The 15,865-nt window shown below is 71.1% G+C and carries 14 protein-coding genes; 8 read left to right on the forward strand and 6 right to left on the reverse strand.

The annotated features are described in order from the left end of the window. Window position 1: 1 nt before the first annotated feature. Window positions 2-889 carry an alpha/beta fold hydrolase gene (locus QRX50_RS26265; protein ID WP_285965832.1) on the forward strand — a complete coding sequence of 296 codons (888 nt, stop codon included), beginning with the start codon at window positions 2-4 and terminating at the stop codon, window positions 887-889. Between the two features lie 188 nt (window positions 890-1,077). Here the strand turns inward: QRX50_RS26265 and QRX50_RS26270 are convergent, their stop codons facing one another. Further along, window positions 1,078-2,472 (reverse strand): S8/S53 family peptidase, encoded by a 1,395-nt coding sequence (locus QRX50_RS26270; RefSeq protein ID WP_285965833.1) that lies wholly within the window; start codon window positions 2,470-2,472, stop codon window positions 1,078-1,080. An 81-nt stretch (window positions 2,473-2,553) separates the two neighbouring features. Continuing rightward, a complete protein-coding gene (locus QRX50_RS26275) occupies window positions 2,554-4,314 on the reverse strand; it encodes a sulfatase (protein ID WP_285965834.1) in 1,761 nt (586 codons plus the stop codon). A gap of 161 nt (window positions 4,315-4,475) precedes the next feature. Here QRX50_RS26275 and QRX50_RS26280 point away from each other — a divergent pair, with 161 nt between their 5' ends. Beyond that, on the forward strand, window positions 4,476-4,907 hold the full coding sequence (locus tag QRX50_RS26280; RefSeq protein WP_285965835.1) for an OsmC family protein: 432 nt from the start codon (window positions 4,476-4,478) through the stop codon (window positions 4,905-4,907). 40 nt (window positions 4,908-4,947) lie between these two features. On the opposite strand, the gene QRX50_RS26285 is transcribed toward QRX50_RS26280, so the two are convergent. Next, window positions 4,948-5,769: a MerR family transcriptional regulator gene (locus QRX50_RS26285; protein WP_285965836.1), complete on the reverse strand. Its 822-nt coding sequence runs from the start codon at window positions 5,767-5,769 to the stop codon at window positions 4,948-4,950. 114 nt (window positions 5,770-5,883) lie between these two features. On the opposite strand from QRX50_RS26285, the gene QRX50_RS26290 reads away from it, so the two are divergent. The 3 genes from QRX50_RS26290 (at window position 5,884) to QRX50_RS26300 (ending at window position 8,075) form a co-directional block, all read left to right on the forward strand. Continuing rightward, on the forward strand, window positions 5,884-6,234 hold the full coding sequence (locus QRX50_RS26290) for a nuclear transport factor 2 family protein (RefSeq protein WP_285965837.1): 351 nt from the start codon (window positions 5,884-5,886) through the stop codon (window positions 6,232-6,234). Then, window positions 6,231-7,190 (forward strand): alpha/beta hydrolase, encoded by a 960-nt coding sequence (locus QRX50_RS26295; RefSeq protein WP_285965838.1) that lies wholly within the window; start codon window positions 6,231-6,233, stop codon window positions 7,188-7,190. Before QRX50_RS26290 ends, QRX50_RS26295 begins: the two co-directional genes overlap by 4 nt. A gap of 138 nt (window positions 7,191-7,328) precedes the next feature. Then, window positions 7,329-8,075: a VIT1/CCC1 transporter family protein gene (locus tag QRX50_RS26300; protein ID WP_285965839.1), complete on the forward strand. Its 747-nt coding sequence runs from the start codon at window positions 7,329-7,331 to the stop codon at window positions 8,073-8,075. A 246-nt stretch (window positions 8,076-8,321) separates the two neighbouring features. On the opposite strand, the gene QRX50_RS26305 is transcribed toward QRX50_RS26300, so the two are convergent. Then, window positions 8,322-9,947 (reverse strand): class I adenylate-forming enzyme family protein, encoded by a 1,626-nt coding sequence (locus tag QRX50_RS26305; RefSeq protein ID WP_285965840.1) that lies wholly within the window; start codon window positions 9,945-9,947, stop codon window positions 8,322-8,324. Between the two features lie 16 nt (window positions 9,948-9,963). Next, entirely contained in the window at window positions 9,964-11,613 is a 1,650-nt protein-coding gene (locus QRX50_RS26310; RefSeq protein ID WP_285965841.1) for a class I adenylate-forming enzyme family protein, read from the reverse strand. A 124-nt stretch (window positions 11,614-11,737) separates the two neighbouring features. Here QRX50_RS26310 and QRX50_RS26315 point away from each other — a divergent pair, with 124 nt between their 5' ends. Genes QRX50_RS26315 through QRX50_RS26325 form a run of 3 tightly spaced genes read left to right on the forward strand, consistent with a single transcriptional unit; the run spans window position 11,738 to window position 14,613 of the window. Continuing rightward, a complete protein-coding gene (locus QRX50_RS26315) occupies window positions 11,738-13,123 on the forward strand; it encodes a phytoene desaturase family protein (RefSeq protein WP_285965842.1) in 1,386 nt (461 codons plus the stop codon). Beyond that, window positions 13,124-14,245 carry an LLM class flavin-dependent oxidoreductase gene (locus QRX50_RS26320; protein ID WP_285965843.1) on the forward strand — a complete coding sequence of 374 codons (1,122 nt, stop codon included), beginning with the start codon at window positions 13,124-13,126 and terminating at the stop codon, window positions 14,243-14,245. Next, the gene (locus QRX50_RS26325) at window positions 14,242-14,613 is read left to right on the forward strand and encodes a nuclear transport factor 2 family protein (RefSeq protein ID WP_285965844.1); all 372 of its coding nucleotides are present in this window, start codon (window positions 14,242-14,244) and stop codon (window positions 14,611-14,613) included. Before QRX50_RS26320 ends, QRX50_RS26325 begins: the two co-directional genes overlap by 4 nt. Here QRX50_RS26325 and QRX50_RS26330 read toward each other — a convergent pair. Beyond that, window positions 14,608-15,819, reverse strand: a complete 1,212-nt coding sequence (locus QRX50_RS26330) for a Rossmann-fold NAD(P)-binding domain-containing protein (RefSeq protein WP_285965845.1) — start codon at window positions 15,817-15,819, stop codon at window positions 14,608-14,610. The two genes, QRX50_RS26325 and QRX50_RS26330, sit on opposite strands and share 6 nt — an antisense overlap. Window positions 15,820-15,865: the final 46 nt, after the last annotated feature.

Here is a 15,865-nt window from a genome sequence, read left to right on the forward strand (position 1 = left end):
GATGAGTGTTCCCTTGCCGGAGAAGTTCGGGTACCGGCGGGTCGACGCGGGGGGCGTGCGGATCAGCTGCGCGGTCGCCGGGGAGGGGCCGCCGGTGTTGCTGCTGCACGGTTATCCGCAGACGCACCTGATCTGGCACCACGTCGCGCCGCGGTTGGCGGAGGAGTTCACGGTGGTGCTGACCGATTTGCGCGGGTACGGCGACAGCGACAAACCGGCCGGTGGCGACCACGAGTATTCCAAGCGGGCCATGGCTAACGACCAGCTCCAGGTCATGGCGAAACTGGGCTTCGACCGCTTCGCCGTCGCCGGGCACGACCGCGGCGGCCGGGTGGCGCACCGGCTCGCGCTCGACGCGCCCGAAGCCGTGAAAGCGCTGGCGGTGCTGGACATCGTCCCCACGCGGTACGCGTTCCAGCACGCCGACAAGAACTTCGGCCTCGGTTACTACCACTGGTTCTTCCTCGCGGCCGGCAACGGCATCCCCGAACGGCTGCTCGCCGGTGATCCCGAGTTCTGGGTCACCTCGCGCATGCACTCCCGCCACGACGGCGGCACGCCCTTCGATCCCGCCGCCGTCGCCGAGTACGTGCGCTGTTTCTCCACACCGGAGGCGATCGCCGCCTCGTGCGCGGACTACCGCGCCGCCGCGGGCATCGACCTCGAGCACGACGACGCGGACGCGGCCGCGGGCCGGCTCGTGACCAGCCCGCTGCTCGCGCTGTGGGGGAGTGGCAGCTTCGTCGGCCAGTCCTACGACGTGCCCGCGGTGTGGCGCGAGTACGCGAGGGACCTGCGCACCCTGGCCGTCGAAAGTGACCATTACCTGCCGGAGGAACAACCGCAGGTTGTCGCCGAAGCGTTGCGGGACTTCTTCGCGGAGACCTGAGCCCCCGACGTCGCCAAATCGACACCAAGCACCCGCACGACCGCGGATCCGAGGTGCACGACGGGACCACCACCCTCATCAGCGGCGGCGAGCACCCGTCGTACCTCCTGCTCCCGGTCGTGCCCCGGCCGGCTGAGGCCGGTGGCCGCGGTGGGTCTGCACCGCGGCCACTCGGGTCCCGGACCGGCTCAGAACCGCCCGAGGCCGTGCGGCGAGCCGAGACCGGTCGGGCCGTCCCAGCCGGGTCCGGCCTGGCACACCTTCGGGCCCCAGCCCAGGCCCTCGCGCAGGGACGGGGCAGCGCCGTCGGTCGTGACGTCGTGGAACACCGAGGCCGGCGCCCCGTACAACGCGCTCGGGCCCGTCGCGCCGGTGGTGTGGCCGCTGCTGCGCACATACCACGCGGCCACGAACGGCGACGAAGCACTGGTGCCACCGCTGACGATCCAGTTCTGCGGCCTGCCGGTGAAAGGCGCGTAGGTGTCGTACACCGCCGGGCCGTTCGCCGGGTCGGCGATGGCGGAGACGTCGGCGGAGGCGCGGTGCCCACCGCAGTTCGCAGCGATCGACGCGGGCTGGCCGGCGGCGGGTGGGAACGTCAGGGCGCACTCGCCGCCGAGGTTGTGCCACGCCTGCTCGGTGAATTTCGTGCGCGACGCGTCGACGGGCTTCAGCGCCGTGCCTCCGACGCCGACCGCCCACGGCAGGTTGGCGGGCCAGGTGTAGAAGCTCGTGTCGGCCTTGCTTTCGGCCGAAGCCGAGCCCAATGCCGTGGCGTCGGCGCTGCCGACGTCACCGATCGACGCGAACAGCGGCACCCCCGGGTGGTTCAGGGCCTTGCTGTAGGGCGCGTCGATCGTGGCCGAGTCGAGGACCTCGATGTCGCTGAGGCTCACGGCGTTCGCACCGAGGCGGACCGCCGTCTGGTAGGCAGTGGCGTAGTCGGCGGCCTTCTGGTCTGGGTCGGGCTCGCCGGTCGCGTCGATGTCCGGCGTCTGCACCACCATGATGCGACACGCCGGGCACGCCGCCGAGGCCATGTCGACGTCCAGCGACGTCTCGACGGCCCAGTCCTCCTCGGACTCCTTGAACTCGTCGGTGGTCCGGGGTTTCACCGGCGGCCCGCCGTGGAACTCGGTGATCGTGAGGCACCCGCTCGCCGTCGTGCACCCGGGCAGCCCGTACTGCTCGCGGTAGCCGGCCAGGTCCGACTCCAGGTGCGTGTTCGCGCCCGCGCTGATGATCACCGCGATCGTGCCCTTCCGGCCGACGCCCGCGGCCGGCAGCGAGTAGGCGTGCGCGAGGTCCGTGGCCCCGAGTCCGACTGGAGTCGTCGTCGACAACGCTTTCGCCGAGCCCGGGCTCTCGGTTACGACGGCGGCCCCGCACCCGGCCACGCAGGCGGTGCGCACGCCGTGGTCGCTCAGCAAAGTGCCGTCGTGGATCTGGGCCTGAAGTCCCGCGATGTCCGAAGTGCCGGGTGCGGCCTGCGCCGAGGTGCCCGCGACGGCCATCGCCGCGAGCACCGGCACCACGGCGACCACGGTGCGGACCCGCCTGGTTGTGACTTTTCCCTTGGACAAGGACGATTCGCCTCCTAGGACCGTCGGCGGCGCCATCGCCGCCGCGCGGGCCCATCCTGGGTGACGATCTTGCGGATCCGGTCAGGAAGTTGTGTGGATCTTCGGCTCCGACAGCCGCGCGTCGAGTGAGCGAAGGGTTCGGGCCGTGAGGCTGGGGGTCGTGGCGGCCAGTTCCCAGACGGACAGCGCCGCGACCGAGGTGGCGAAGTCGGCGTTGGCGAGCATGGGCAGGTGGCGCGCGAGAATTTCGCGGTCGGCCGGAGGAAGTTCACCGATCGCGGTCCGGACGGCGGAGCCGAACTCGGTCGCCGGTGGGAGGTCCTCCAGGACGGCGAGGGCGTCGTCGCGTTGGGCGCGGGCGAGGAGGTGCTCCCGCGTGACGGGCCCCTGAGCGGGCAGGCCGAGACGCTCGAACTGGGACGCGGGCGCGTCCGCGGCTCGCATCAGGTCGACGAGGCAGGTGGCCATCGTGAGTTCGAGTTCGTCGTCGACGAGGGGGTTTTCCTGGCCGGGGTCGCTTTCGAGGTCGAACAGCAGCGTGCCGAACGCGTGCGGGTCGCCCCAGGCGTAGCCGGGTAGGCGCAGCACCGGTGCGCCTTTGGTGAACGGCAGGGGTGGGATGAGTTCGGCGTCGCGCAGTTCGGCGGGGGAGAAGCGGCTGTTCATGTGGGTGGGCATGAGCGTGTGCTCGAACAACGGTTCGTTGGCGGCCGTGGCGGGCGCTCGCATGTAGACATGCCGACCGTCGGCGACGTTGACGTGGCCGCCGAAGCTGCCGAACAGGCAGGCGTCGCGCGTGGTTGTGCCCGTCAGGGGGAGGCCTTGCATGTCGTTCGGCCTTGCCACGCCGAAGAAGTCGAGCAAGGTCGGTCCGAAGTCGACAGTCTGCACGAGCTCGGCCCGCCGTTCGCCGCGGGCGCCGCTGCGGGGGTCCCAGACGAACAGTGGGGTGTGGATGTTCTCGTCGTACCAGGGTTGTACGTTCTTGCCCCACCAGCCGTGTTCGCCGAGCAGGAGGCCGTGGTCGGTGCAGACGATGAGCAGGGTGTCGTCCCACAGTGCGTGGGTGTCCATGGCGTCGAGGACGCGGCCGAGGGAACTGTCGCACATGGACAGCAGGGCGCGGTATTCGTCGCGGACCCGGACCGTGTCGCCGGGTTGTTCGGTGACGCGGCGGTAGCCCGGCCAGTCGTACTCCGGGCCTTCGTGCGTCAGGGAGTACCGCGCGCGGTGCTCTTCGGTGGCGACGAACGGTTCGTGCGGGTCGAAGCACTCGATCTGGAGGAACCAGTCCTGCTCGCCCGCGTTGGTGTCGAGGAACTCCAGGCCGGCGTCGACGGTGAGTGTCTGCGGGTGCTGTCCGGGTTTGAGGAAGTGCTGCCGGTTGACCCAGTGCTGGCGGATCATCGCCGACGCCCGCCGCGCCCCGACCGCCGGTTCGGGCATTTCGGGATCGGCGACCTGGCCTTTCCAGCGGTCGCCTTCCTGGCCGCGGAAGAACTCGTAGGTGTCGAAGCGGTTGTGGTAGGTCGCGCCGCCGTCTTCCCAGTAGTGCTGGTGATCCGTCACGAGATGGGTGTGCACGCCGTGGCGCGAGAGCAGTTCGGGCACGGAGTCGTCGAAGGGTTCCAGCGGCCCCCACGACCGGTGCAGGAAGTTGTAGCGGCCGGTGTGCAGCTCGCGGCGCGCCGGCATGCACGGCATGCTGCCCGCGTAGCAGTTGTCGAACGTCACGGCCGCCTCGGCCAGCCGCTCGAACTGCGGCGCGTGCACCCCGCTCGCGCCGTACGGCGGCAGGTGCCGGCGGTTGAGCGTGTCGAACAGCACGACGATCGCGCGCATCGGACGGGCTCCTCCTCGTCAGGCGGGTTCCACCCCGCCCAGCCTAGGGAACCCGCGGGACGGGCAGCGACCGAACTTTGGCGAACGCGGCCCCCGCCTGATTGACTGTGGCTGTCCGGCTCGGCCGGGCATCAGACACCCAAGACGATTCTGGAGGACGCATGCCCGTCTCGAAGGCGCACGCGAACTGGAACGGCGATCTTCCCACCGGGTCCGGGCAGTTCACCGCCGGGGGAGGAAGCATCAGCGGGAGCGTGACCTTCAAGTCGCGCTTCGAGGACGGGCCCGGGTCGAACCCGGAGCAGCTCATCGCCGCGGCGCACGCGTCGTGCTTCTCGATGGCGCTGGCCAACACGCTGGCGAGTGCGGGATTCCCGGCCGAGTCGATCGAAACGGACGCTTCGGTCACGCTGCGCCCGGTCGACGGCGCGCCGACGATCATCAAGATCGAGCTCGTGACGGAGGGCCGCGTGCCCGGCGTCAACGCGGAGCAGTTCAAGGAGTACGCGGCGCAGGCCAAGGCCGGCTGCCCGGTCAGCCGCGCGCTGGCGGGCGTCCCCGAGATCACCCTGCAGGCGTCGCTGGCCGGCTGAGCCGCGCGAGCGCTCGCTCCCGCGCGGGGCGAGCGCTCCTTCAGCCGGCGTCCGCCCGGAAGACGGGCCAGCCGATCTCGGTCCGCCACTCGGCGGTGTCGCGGGTGTCGTCCGCCCCGCGCACGTAGTACTCGCGCAGCGGGCCGTCGACGCCGATCTCGTGGCCGGTGACGTACGCGCCGAGCGTGCCGTAGGTGAGGTCGACGTCGTCCAGCGACCCGCGGTGGTAGGCGATCGCCAGCTCGGCCGCGGGCACCACGAGACCCACGACCCGCCCGACCTCGCGTGGCGTGCCCTCGACGGGGACGAACACCGTGACCCGGCCCCGGTCGTGCAGGTAGACGTCGCTTTCGTACAGGCCGCCGGCGGGCCCGGCCGGCGTCAGGCCCTGGGCGCGGACGGTCGCGTGCAGCTCACCCAGCGCGCCCTGCCACCAGGTCAGCACGTCCTCGCGGTCCACCGTCTGCTGAATGGCCGCCGCGGGCGCCGGCGCGACCGTCCGATGCTCGACCGTGAACGCCGTGTCGGGGCGCCGGAGCAGGTCGCGCAGCGTGTCGACTGCTTGGCGCGTGCGGGCGAGCTCCGCCTCGAGGCTGTCGAGGTGTGCTGCGATCAGGCTGTTGCGCATGGCCACCTCGGGTGCGGCCAATACGGCCCGGACGTCGGCCACCGGCATCTCCAGGTCCCTGAGCCGACGGATGACCTGTGCCGACGGGATCTGCTCGAGGTCGTAGAACCGGTAGCCGGTGTGCGGGTCGACCGAACAGGGCTCGAGCAGCCCGACCTGGTGGTAGTGGCGCAGGGTCTTCACGCTCAGGTGCGTGAGGCGGGAGAAATCGCCGATCGTCAGCCGCGGGCCCATGTGCCCATCCTCAACCCTGCCCGTGCGGGAGGGCCAAGCTCGACGCGGGCTGTTGACCCTCCCTCGGCCGGACCGGTGAACCTGGTCTTGTCGTCAAGCCGAGGAGGACCACCCATGACCGCTCTCACCGGAGTCCTGGCCGACCACGTCCGGGCCGTCAATGCCTTCGACCTGGACGGCATCGTCGCCACGTTCGCCGAGGATGCCCTGGTCAACGACGCCCGCCGCGAGTTCTGGGGTATCGACGCGATCCGGGCCTGGGCCGCCGCCGAGATGGTCGGCGACCATGTGACGCTGCGGGTCACCGACGTCGTCGACCACCACGGTGTCACCCTGGTCCGCGCCGCGTACGAGGGCGACTATCCCAAGGCCGGCCTGCCGGATCCGCTGATCATGACGAACTATTTCACCGTTCGCGCCGGCAAGATCGACAGCATGTTCGTGATCCGGAACGAGGGCCGATGACCTACGCCCTCGACCCGGAGCTCGGGCCCGTCCCGAACGGGGTAGCCGCGCGCGAGCGTGGGGACTGGCGGGCGCTGCGGGAGTCCGGCAACGCGGGCCAGGCGTACCTGGCGACGCTGGTCCCGCCGGCCGCCGGCGTCACGACCGCCACCCACTTCGCCACCGCGCCCGACGCCACCGCGCCCGACGCCACCGCGCCCGACGGCACCGCGATCGAACTGCGCTGGTACACCACCGGTGCGACCGCCCGGCCTGGCCCGGCCGTCGTGTACGCGCATGGCGGCGGCATGGTTCTCGGCAGCCTCGACCTGTACGACACGCTGCTGTCCTGGTACGTCGCGCGCAGCGGCGTGCCGTTCCTGTCCGTCGGCTACCGGCTCGCGCCGGAGGTCACCGGGACCACGCTCGCCGAGGACGTCTTCGCCGGCCTGACCTGGCTGGTCGAGCACGCGCCCGAGATGGGCGTGGACGCCGCCCGGATCGCGGTGATGGGCGACAGCGGCGGCGGCGCCCCGGCCGCCGGCGCCGCGATCCTGGCGCGCGAGCGGGACGTGCGCCTGGCCCGGCAGATCCTGGTCTACCCGATGCTCGACGACCGCACCCAAGCCCTGGACCCGGCCCGCGCGCCGTACTTCACCTGGACCCCGGACGACAACTTCACCGCCTGGAGCGCGGTGCTGGGTGACACTCTCGGGACGCCTTCGGTCTCGCCCGTCGCCGCTCCTGCCCGGTTGACGGACTTCGCGGGTCTGGCTCCGGCGTACGTGGAGACCGGCGACCTCGACCTCTTCCGCGACGAGGACATCGCGTACGCACGTTCCCTGGGGGCCGTCGGTGTGCCCGTCGAACTCCACGTCCACCCTGGCGTGCCCCACGGCTGGGACCGGTTCGCCCCGGATGCTCACGTCAGCCGGAGGGCCTTCGGTGACCGGTTGCGTGTTCTCGGTGAGCTGTGAGCCACCGACTCCGCCGCGATCAGGGCCTGTGGTGATTGTCCGTTGTGGAATATCGGGAAGACGCCCGGCGCGAGGCCGTTGGTCGTCTACGTGCCGGCCGGTGGGCGAGCCGTGACCGGCGCGGCGAGAATCGGGGGCATGACCACGCACCCCGAACCCGATCGCCGCCGGACCGGGCCCGCCGCCGCGACCACCGGATGGGCCCACCGCCACCGCGACGTCTCCGGCGGCTGGCTCCGCCCGACCGTGTTCGGCGCGGTCGATGGCCTGGTCACCAACGCGGCCCTCATCGCGGGTGTCGGCGGCAGCGGCGTCACGCCGCACACGATCGTGCTCACCGGGCTGGCCGGGCTGGTCGCCGGGGCGTTCTCGATGGGCGCCGGCGAGTACGTGTCGGTGACCAACCAGAACGAGCTCGTGCAGGCCGAGGTCGCGCTCGAAGCCGACATGCACGCGCGCTTCCCGCAGCAGGAGCACGACGAGCTGGTCAGCCGCTTCGTCTCCTACGGCGCCGACGACGACACCGCCCGCCGCATGGCCGAAGCCGTCGCGCGCGACCCCGACCAGGCGCTGCGGCTGCATACGCGCGAAGAGCTCGGCGTCGACCCACAGGACCTGCCGTCCGCGCCGCTGGCGGGCGGCGCGTCGTTCGTCGCGTTCTCGATCGGCGCGCTGCTTCCGTTGCTGCCGTACCTGTTCGGCGCGAGCACACTGGTCGTGTCGCTGATCCTGACGGCGGTCGCGCTGCTCGCCGGGGGGATGACGGTCGGCAAGCTGACCGGGCGGCCGTTGGTCCACTCCGGACTGCGGCAGCTCGTCCTCGGGGCGCTGGCCGTCGCCGTCACCTACGGCATCGGCCAGCTGATCGGCGCGCCCGTCAGTTGAGGACGGCCGTGGTCACCGGCCCAGCTCGCGGTCGTCGGTGGGAGGACGAGTCAGCGGGGACCGACCCGGCCGACGTGCTCAACTCCGTGTGTCGCGAAGGGTGGGACCTGGTCAACGGCTCGTTCGTGTTCGTCGAGCCGGGGCAGGAAAGCCGGGACAAGTTCCTGTCCTCCTGGCAGAACGTCGCGGTCAAGGCGAGGTCGTCGGCTACTTGTTCAAGCGTCTCGAGTCCCACCGGCGAACGAACTAGCTGTGCAGCCCGGTCGAACGCGACGACAGCCGAGGTGCTTCCGTGATGCCCGCAGCGCGCAGTCCCGAGGCAATAACCTCCCGCAGGCGGAACTTCTGCACCTTCGTGCCCGACATCGGCCAGTCCGTGACGAAGCGGATGTAGCGCGGCACCTTGAACGTCGCGATTCGACCGAGGCAGTGGTCGATCAGGGCGCGTTCCGTCACGGTGGCGCCGGGGCGGAGTTGGACGAAGGCGGCGGCCACTTCGCCCAGGCGGGCGTCCGGGGCGGCGACGACCTGGACGACGTCGCAGGCGGGGTGGTCGGCGAGGCAGCCTTCGACTTCGGCGGCGGAGACGTTTTCGCCGCCGACTTTGAGCATGTCCTTGAGCCTGGAGACGAAGGAGAGGCGGCCGGCGGGGTCGGCGACGACGAGGTCGCCCGTGGAGAACCAGCCGGCGGGGTCGAGGCGTTCGGCGGTCAGCTCGGGGTCGCGGTGGTAGTGGGAGAAGCGGGAGGTGCCGCGGAACTGGAGTTCGCCGCGGGTGCCCGCGGGGACGACCGTTCGCGTCTGAGGGTCGACGACGCGGACTTCCATGTGCCGCAGCACTTTGCCGCTCGTGGTGGCGCGGACGTCGGCCGGGTCGTCGGGGGAGCCGACGCAGCAGAAGCCGAGGGACTCCGTCGAGCCGAGGGACGACATCTGCACGGCCGGGGCGATCCGAGCCTGCATGGCGCGCAGCCGTTCGGGCGCGCCGACGTTGAGCACGAGGCGAAGCGCGGACAAATCCGTCCGAGGGAACTCGGGGTGGTCGAGCACGCGCAGCCAGATCGTCTCGAACGCCGGAAACGCGACCGTGCACCGTTCTTCGGACAGCTGACGCAGCGCCAGACCCGGCTCGAACGGTCCGGTGTGGACCATCGCGCACCCGGCCGCCAGCGCCGCGAGGACGACGTCGTAGCCGCCGCAGTGGAACATCGGCAGGGCGGTCCAGAAGCGGTCCTGTGAGGTGAGCCCGAGCCGTTCGGCGACGGCTCCACCCTCGGCCACCAGAGAAGCGTTGTCGTGCACGCAACCATGGGGCCGGGCCGTCGTGCCGGAGGTGTAGAGGATCAACGCGGGATCCTCGGCGCGCACACCGGCCCGGGCCGCGGCCACCGTTGCCGCGTCGGCGGAATTCGCCGAGAACGCGGTGCGCGAGAGCCAGCCGGCGGGCGTCGGGCCGTCGTCCACGGCGACGACCGCTCGCAGGACTGGCGCCACCCGCAAGGAAAGCTGCCCGGAACAAGCGGCGAGCCCGGGCAGCGCCGAAGCGAGCACCGGCCCGAGCGCGGTGTCGGCGAACAGCAGCCGCAGGTCCGCGTGCTCCACGACATAGGCCAGCTCCGCGGCCTTGAGCCGAGGGTTCACCGGGACGGTGACCGCGCCCAGGTAGGCGATCCCCAGCCAGGTCGTCACACTCGCGATCCCGCCGGGTACCAGCACGCCGACGTGATCGCCGGGGCGGATTCCCTCCGCCCACAACGATCCCGCCAACCGTCGGGCCTCAACGGCGATCTCGCCGTAACTCAAGCGCCCGTCAGGGAACACGACTTCGCGCTCGGCGGCGCACAACTCGAGCAGATCCGGGATGGTGGACATGGCTCCTCCAGAGCGACTATCGGCGTACCCGCGGCGCTTCCGTGATGCCGGCGGCCGCCAGCTCGTCCGCGATCCTCTTGCGCAGCTCCACTTTTTTGATCTTCGTCCCCGACATCGGCCACTCGGTCACCCAGCGCACGTAGCGCGGCACCCGGTAGGAGGCGATCCGCCCGACGCAGTGGTCGATCAGCTTTCGCTCGGTCACCGACCACCCCGGTTTGAGCTGGACGAACGCCGCCGGCACCTCGACATAGCGCGCGTCCGGAGCCGCCACCACGGCCACGATCGCGACGGCCGGATGCGTGAGCAGGTGCCCCTCGACCTCGGCCGCCGCGACGTTCTCGCCACCGACCTTGAGCATGTCCTTGAGCCGGGAGACGAACGTCAGCCGCCCGTCGGAATCCGCGACGACCACGTCGCCGGTGTGGAACCAGCCGGCCGAGTCGAACACGCGCGCGGTCAGGTCGGAGTCGCGGAAGTAGCCGTCGAACGTGTTGGGGCCACGGAAAAGCAGCTCACCCGGCACACCGGGGGCCACGTCGTCACCCGAGGGATCGACGACCCGGCACCGCATCCCCGGCATCGGGTGCCCACCGGTTTCCGCGCGTTTGCCCGGTGGGTCGTCGAGCCGGTTGAGCGTGAGGAACGCGGCGGACTCGGTCATCGCCACGCAGGACACGTGCACCGCGTCCGGCAGCCGCGCCGCCATCGCGCGGAGCCGTTCGGGCACACCGACCACCATCACGACCCGGATCCGGGACAGGTCGTGCGAGGCGAAGTCCGGCTGGTCGAGCACCGGCAGCCAGATCGTCTCGAACGCCGCCAGCGCGACCGTCACGCGCTCGCGGACCAGGAGGTCCAACGTCGTGGCGGGGTCGAAGAACCGCGGGTGCACGAACGTCGCGCCGGCCGTGAGGCAGGTGAGGGCGAAGGTGATCCCGCCACCGTGGAACAGCGGGATCGCCGTCCACACCCGGTCTTGCGCGGTCAACGGCATCCGCTCGCCGCCGATCCCGTCGGCCAGCCGCGTGAGGGCTTCGTGGCTGAGCATCGCGCCTTTGGGCGAGTCCGTCGTCCCCGACGTGTAGACCAGCAACGCGGTGTCGCGGACCCGCACGCTCGCCGCCGCCCGGTCGGCCTCGGCCGCAGGACACGCCGCCGCGAAGAACTCCGCGGACGACATCAGCCCGCGGCCACCGGGACCACCCAGGTGCACGACGTGCTCCAGCTCGGCAGCAGCACCTTCGGCAAGCCTCGGAAACGTCCGGTGCAGCAGCTCGGCGAAGTCCGGCTCGCCGGCCCGCGGGGGAGCGGTCACGAGCACCCGCATCCCCGAGTGCGTGACGATGCCTTCGAGCTCCACGGACTTGAACCGCGCGTTGACCGGCACCGCAATCGCGCCGGCCTCGGTCGCGGCCACCAGCAGCGCGAGGAGGTCGACCGACGCGGGCAGCAGGATCCCGACCCGGTCGCCCGGCTGCACTCCCAGCCCCAGCAGCGCGCGGGTGAACTCCCGGACGCGGTCGGCGAGCGCACCGTAAGTGGCCCGCTCGGCCGGGAACACGAGGGCTTCGCGGTCGGGATGGGCCAGCCCGCCACGGCGCACCAGATCGCCGAGCGTGGTGGCGGCCACGGGCCGGACGGAACCGGCGGATCTGCTCGTCATGGCGACTCCCCGCTCTATCTACCGACCGTTTGACAAACTAGCGTGGGTACTCGATGGTGGACAAGCCGGAAAACCCAGCCGCGACAGTGCGTTGAACGCGACTGCGGCGAAGAAAGGTGATGCCGTGTCGAGTTACGACGTGGTGGTGATCGGGGCGGGCGCGGCCGGCCTGTGCGCGGGGGCGCTGCTCGCGCGCGAAGGCAAACGGGTTGTCGTGCTCGACCGCAGCCCGTACCTGGGTGGGCGCGCGATGGCCGTGCCGGACGAAGGGTTCACCGTCAACCTCGGCGGGCACCTGATCGAAGACGGCGGATCCGGCCTCACCAAGGTGTTCGAGCACGTCGGCAAGGAGCTGATCCACGGCGAGGTCAGCAAGGAGATGCCGATCTGGGAGAACGGGTCGGGCTGGGGCTCGATCCGCGACCGCTACACCGACCGCGCGGAGCTCAAGAAGGTCGTCAAGGCCCTCGCCGACACCCCGTACTCGGAGCTCGACGAGTGGGACGACCGGCCGCTGCGCGAGTGGATCCACCAGCACACCTCCGACCAGGGTGTGGTGGACCTGTTCGAGTTCATCTCCGTGCTGGAGTGCATGACCGACAACTGGTACGACCACTCCGCCAGCGACAACCTCTACGTGCGCAAGATGCACTACGAGGAGCGCAACACCGCCGCCTACTCGTGCTGGCCCGGCCAGGGCTGGGACGGGCTGTGGCGCGATCTGGCCGACGCGATCACCGGGCACGGCGGCGAGCTGCGCCTGGGGACCTCGGTCGAGCGCGTGATCGTCGAAAACGGTGCGGTGAAAGGCGTCGCGGTCGCGCGCGAGCCGAAGGTGCTGCCCAACGAGTTTTTCGAGGAGGAGATCCTCGAGGCCCCGGCGGTGATCTCCACGCTGCCGGTGTGGCACGTGCTGAACGTGGTGCCGCGCAGCGTGCTCCCGGAGTGGTACGCCTCGCAGATCGAGTTCCTGGCGCAGGACAAGTTCCGCATCGCCTGGCTCGGCCTCTACCTCGCCACCGAGGAGCCGGTCACGCGGTTCGACCCGCGTGAGCTCTCGACCTGGACCGCGACGCCGTCGACGGACTGCTCCGGGTTCATGTTCGACCAGTCGGCGATGGACCCGTCGTGCTCGCCCGAAGGCACGCACCTGCACGCGCTGGGCGCGATCATCCCGGGCGCGAAGGGCCGCGACCGCGAGTGGTGCCGCGCCACGATGCAGGCGTTCGAACGCGACGTCGAGACGATGTGGCCCGGCTTGGCGAACCCGGTCTGGCGGCGCCGGCACCTGGTGTTCGAGCCGAGCTTCGGTGTGATCCAGATGCCCGGCCTGGTCGGGAAGTACCGGCCGCACTGGCGCGCGCCCAACGTCGAGGGGCTCTGGTTCGCCAGCGAGACCTTCCGCAGCCGCGGCGTCGGCACGGACCGCGCGGCCCGCGCCGCCCTCACGTGCGTCGAGGACTACCTCGGGGCGCGGATCCCGACGTTCGGCGATGGATGGAGGTACTGAGTGGAGCGTCTGCAGCTCGGTGTGCCCGGTCAGATCATGCCGCCCGCGGACGCCGCGGTGAAGTTCGCGCGCCGCAGCGAGGCCGAGGGCTTCGACGCCGTTTGGTGGCCCGACCACCTCATGGGCTGGCACGCCGACACCATGTGGACCGAGGATCTGACACCGCTGGCCGCGGTGCAGCCCAACCCGCACGCGTACTTCGACCCGCTGATCATGATGGGGGTCGTCGGGGCACAGACCGAGCGCATCAAGGTCGGCGTCGTCGTCACCGACCTGATCCGGCGCAACCCGGCGATGGCCGCGGCCAGTGCGCTCACGCTGGACCACGTCACGAAGGGCCGCGCGATCATCGGGCTCGGCTCGGGGGAGCGGCTCAACATCACGCCGTACGGGATGTCGTTCGACAAGCCCGTCGCGAAGCTGGGCGAAGGCATCGACGTGATGCGGCTGCTGTGGGAGGCCGACGGACCTGTCAACTACTCCGGGAAGTTCCACTCCCTGGAGAACGCCGTCCTGGGATTGCGGCCATACCAGGGGAAGGCGCCCGAGATCTGGACGGCTGCGCACGGCCCGCGGATGCTGGAGCTCACCGGGGCCAAGGCCGACGGCTGGCTGCCGACCAAGATGTCGCCGGTCGAGTACGCCAAGTCGCTCGACACGATCCGGCAGTCGGCGCAGGACGCGCGCCGCGATCCCGAGGCGATCACGCCCGGCATGCTCGGGTACCTGCTCATGGGGCCCGACGAGGAGACGGTGCAGCGGCTCACCGAGGCGCCGCTCGTGCGCGCGCTGTGCGTTTTGCTGCCCGCGCAGGTCTTCCGCGACCTCGGGGTCGAACCGCCGCTGGACGGCGGGCCGGGCGGATCCGGGTTCCACGACTTCATCCCCACGGCCGTGTCCCGCGCCGAGTCGCTGCGGATCATCGAGGCGATCCCGCCGAAAGTCGTGCGGCACTACGCGTTCTGCGGCACCCCGGCCCAGGTGGCCGAGCAGCTGGCGGAGTACCGCGAGGCCGGGCTGCGCCACCTCGTCATGTGGAACATCACCGCGTTCGGCGACCCGTCACTGGCGAGGTGGTCGTTCCAGGCGATGACGGAGCTGAAGAAGCTGGTCGGGTCGTGAGCCGGGCGGCGGTCGAGGCGTACTTCTCCGCGATCAACGCCGAGCGTTTCGCCGAGCTGGCCGGGGTTTTCGCCGACGACGTGGAGATCCGCACCGTCGGCGCGGCCCCGGTCGTCGGGCGGGACGCGGCGATCGCGCACTTCGCGAAGCTCCTCGCGGGCTACGCCGAGCACGACGACCGCGTCACCCGCTGGATCGAGGCCGGCGACGCCGTCGTGACGGAGATCGACTTCACGGGCCGCTTGCGCGACGGCCGGCCGATCGTTTTCAGTGCCCTCGACGTGTTCGACTTGCGCGAGGGCCGGATCGCGAAAGTCGCCACCTGGTACGACACCCGCGACGTGCGCCGCCAGGTGCTGGCGTCATAGGGCGCGGCCTTTCGCGGTCTGCACCATGTCCATCCGCTCGATGCCCGTCCCGAACGGCGCGGCCTGCGGGGCGAGGCTCGCCAACGCGTGCTCGTAGGCGGCCACCAACGCGTCTTCGGCGGGGTAGTCGAAGGGATCCGTGGTGCCCGACGCCCGCAGGACCGGTTCGTTCGCCAGCATCCACTCCACGGTCTCGGCGATCCCGTCGGGAACCGAGACCACGTCGCGGTAGCCGAGGTCCTCGCGCAGCCGGCTCGTGTCCACAATGCACGTCGGCGACTCCTGGCCGCCGAACGCCGACACCGCGAGGCCGGGGTTGGGCAGTTCCCGGGGCAGTGACCGGATCTCCAGGTCGCAGCCCGCGGCGCGGGCGACGAGCTGCGCCCACTGCCGCACGGTGAGCAAGTCGTCGTCGGCGACGTTGTACGCCTTGCCCGCCGCGATCGCCGGCCGGTCGACCGCCAGTAGCACGGCCTCTGCCGCGTTGCGGGCGGCGATGCGCGAGTGGATGCCGTGCCCGCCGTCGGCGAGGATCAGCCACGGCCGGCCGTCGAGCACGCGGCGCACCACGTTCCACTCCCACGCATACGGGTTGCGCGGCCCGTAAACGGTCGGGTAGCGCAGGTAGGTGGCGCCGAAGGAGCCCTTGGCGCCCAACGAGAACACGTGGTCTTCGGTGCGCCGGATCGGGCCCGTGCTATAGCCGGCGAAGCGCGGTTCGTCCGGCGCCACGAGCGGGTGCGAGTCCTCGCGCACGGGCAGCGCCACGCCGTACGGGAAGCGTGAACCCGGGTTGACGTAACCCTGGTAGACCGGCACCCCGCCGACCACGACCAGGTGCGCGCAGCGGTTCGCGACTTCGTCGGCGATCAGCCGGACCCGGCCGTAGGTCGCGACGACCACGTCCCACCCGCCCTCGCCCACCGCTCGGGCGATGTCGCCGGCCTCGAACGGGCTGCCGTGCACGTGGGGCACGTCCGGCAGCTCCGCGACCTCGTGGCGGCCGGTGTGGAACATCGTCACCTCGTGGCCGCGGGCGAGCAGCCCGGCCACGATCGGGGGGCCGGTCGGGCCCGTGCCGCCGACGACCAGCGCGCGGCCCATCAGGCCCGGGCCGTTCGGGGGAAGCGTTGCGGCCTGCGGTCGTCGTGCACTGGAGCCTCCCTGCGCGAGTCCTGTCCGCAGCATGGCAACCTCGATCTTCACTGTCAAACGGTTGGTTGACAGACCCTTGTTGGGGCACCGGTGTGGT

This window comes from Amycolatopsis sp. 2-15 (assembly GCF_030285625.1).
GTDB classification, from domain to species: Bacteria; Actinomycetota; Actinomycetes; order Mycobacteriales; family Pseudonocardiaceae; genus Amycolatopsis; species Amycolatopsis carbonis.

Bases quoted from the DNA above. Each gene is read 5' to 3' on its own strand.
- QRX50_RS26265 (WP_285965832.1), top strand. From the start codon at position 2: ATGAGTGTTCCCTTGCCGGAGAAGTTCGGGTACCGGCGGGTCGACGCG.
- QRX50_RS26275 (WP_285965834.1), bottom strand. From the start codon at position 4,314: ATGCGCGCGATCGTCGTGCTGTTCGACACGCTCAACCGCCGGCACCTG.
- QRX50_RS26280 (WP_285965835.1), top strand. From the start codon at position 4,476: ATGCCCGTCTCGAAGGCGCACGCGAACTGGAACGGCGATCTTCCCACC.
- QRX50_RS26285 (WP_285965836.1), bottom strand. From the start codon at position 5,769: ATGGGCCCGCGGCTGACGATCGGCGATTTCTCCCGCCTCACGCACCTG.
- QRX50_RS26290 (WP_285965837.1), top strand. From the start codon at position 5,884: ATGACCGCTCTCACCGGAGTCCTGGCCGACCACGTCCGGGCCGTCAAT.
- QRX50_RS26295 (WP_285965838.1), top strand. From the start codon at position 6,231: ATGACCTACGCCCTCGACCCGGAGCTCGGGCCCGTCCCGAACGGGGTA.
- QRX50_RS26300 (WP_285965839.1), top strand. From the start codon at position 7,329: ATGACCACGCACCCCGAACCCGATCGCCGCCGGACCGGGCCCGCCGCC.
- QRX50_RS26305 (WP_285965840.1), bottom strand. From the start codon at position 9,947: ATGTCCACCATCCCGGATCTGCTCGAGTTGTGCGCCGCCGAGCGCGAA.
- QRX50_RS26310 (WP_285965841.1), bottom strand. From the start codon at position 11,613: ATGACGAGCAGATCCGCCGGTTCCGTCCGGCCCGTGGCCGCCACCACG.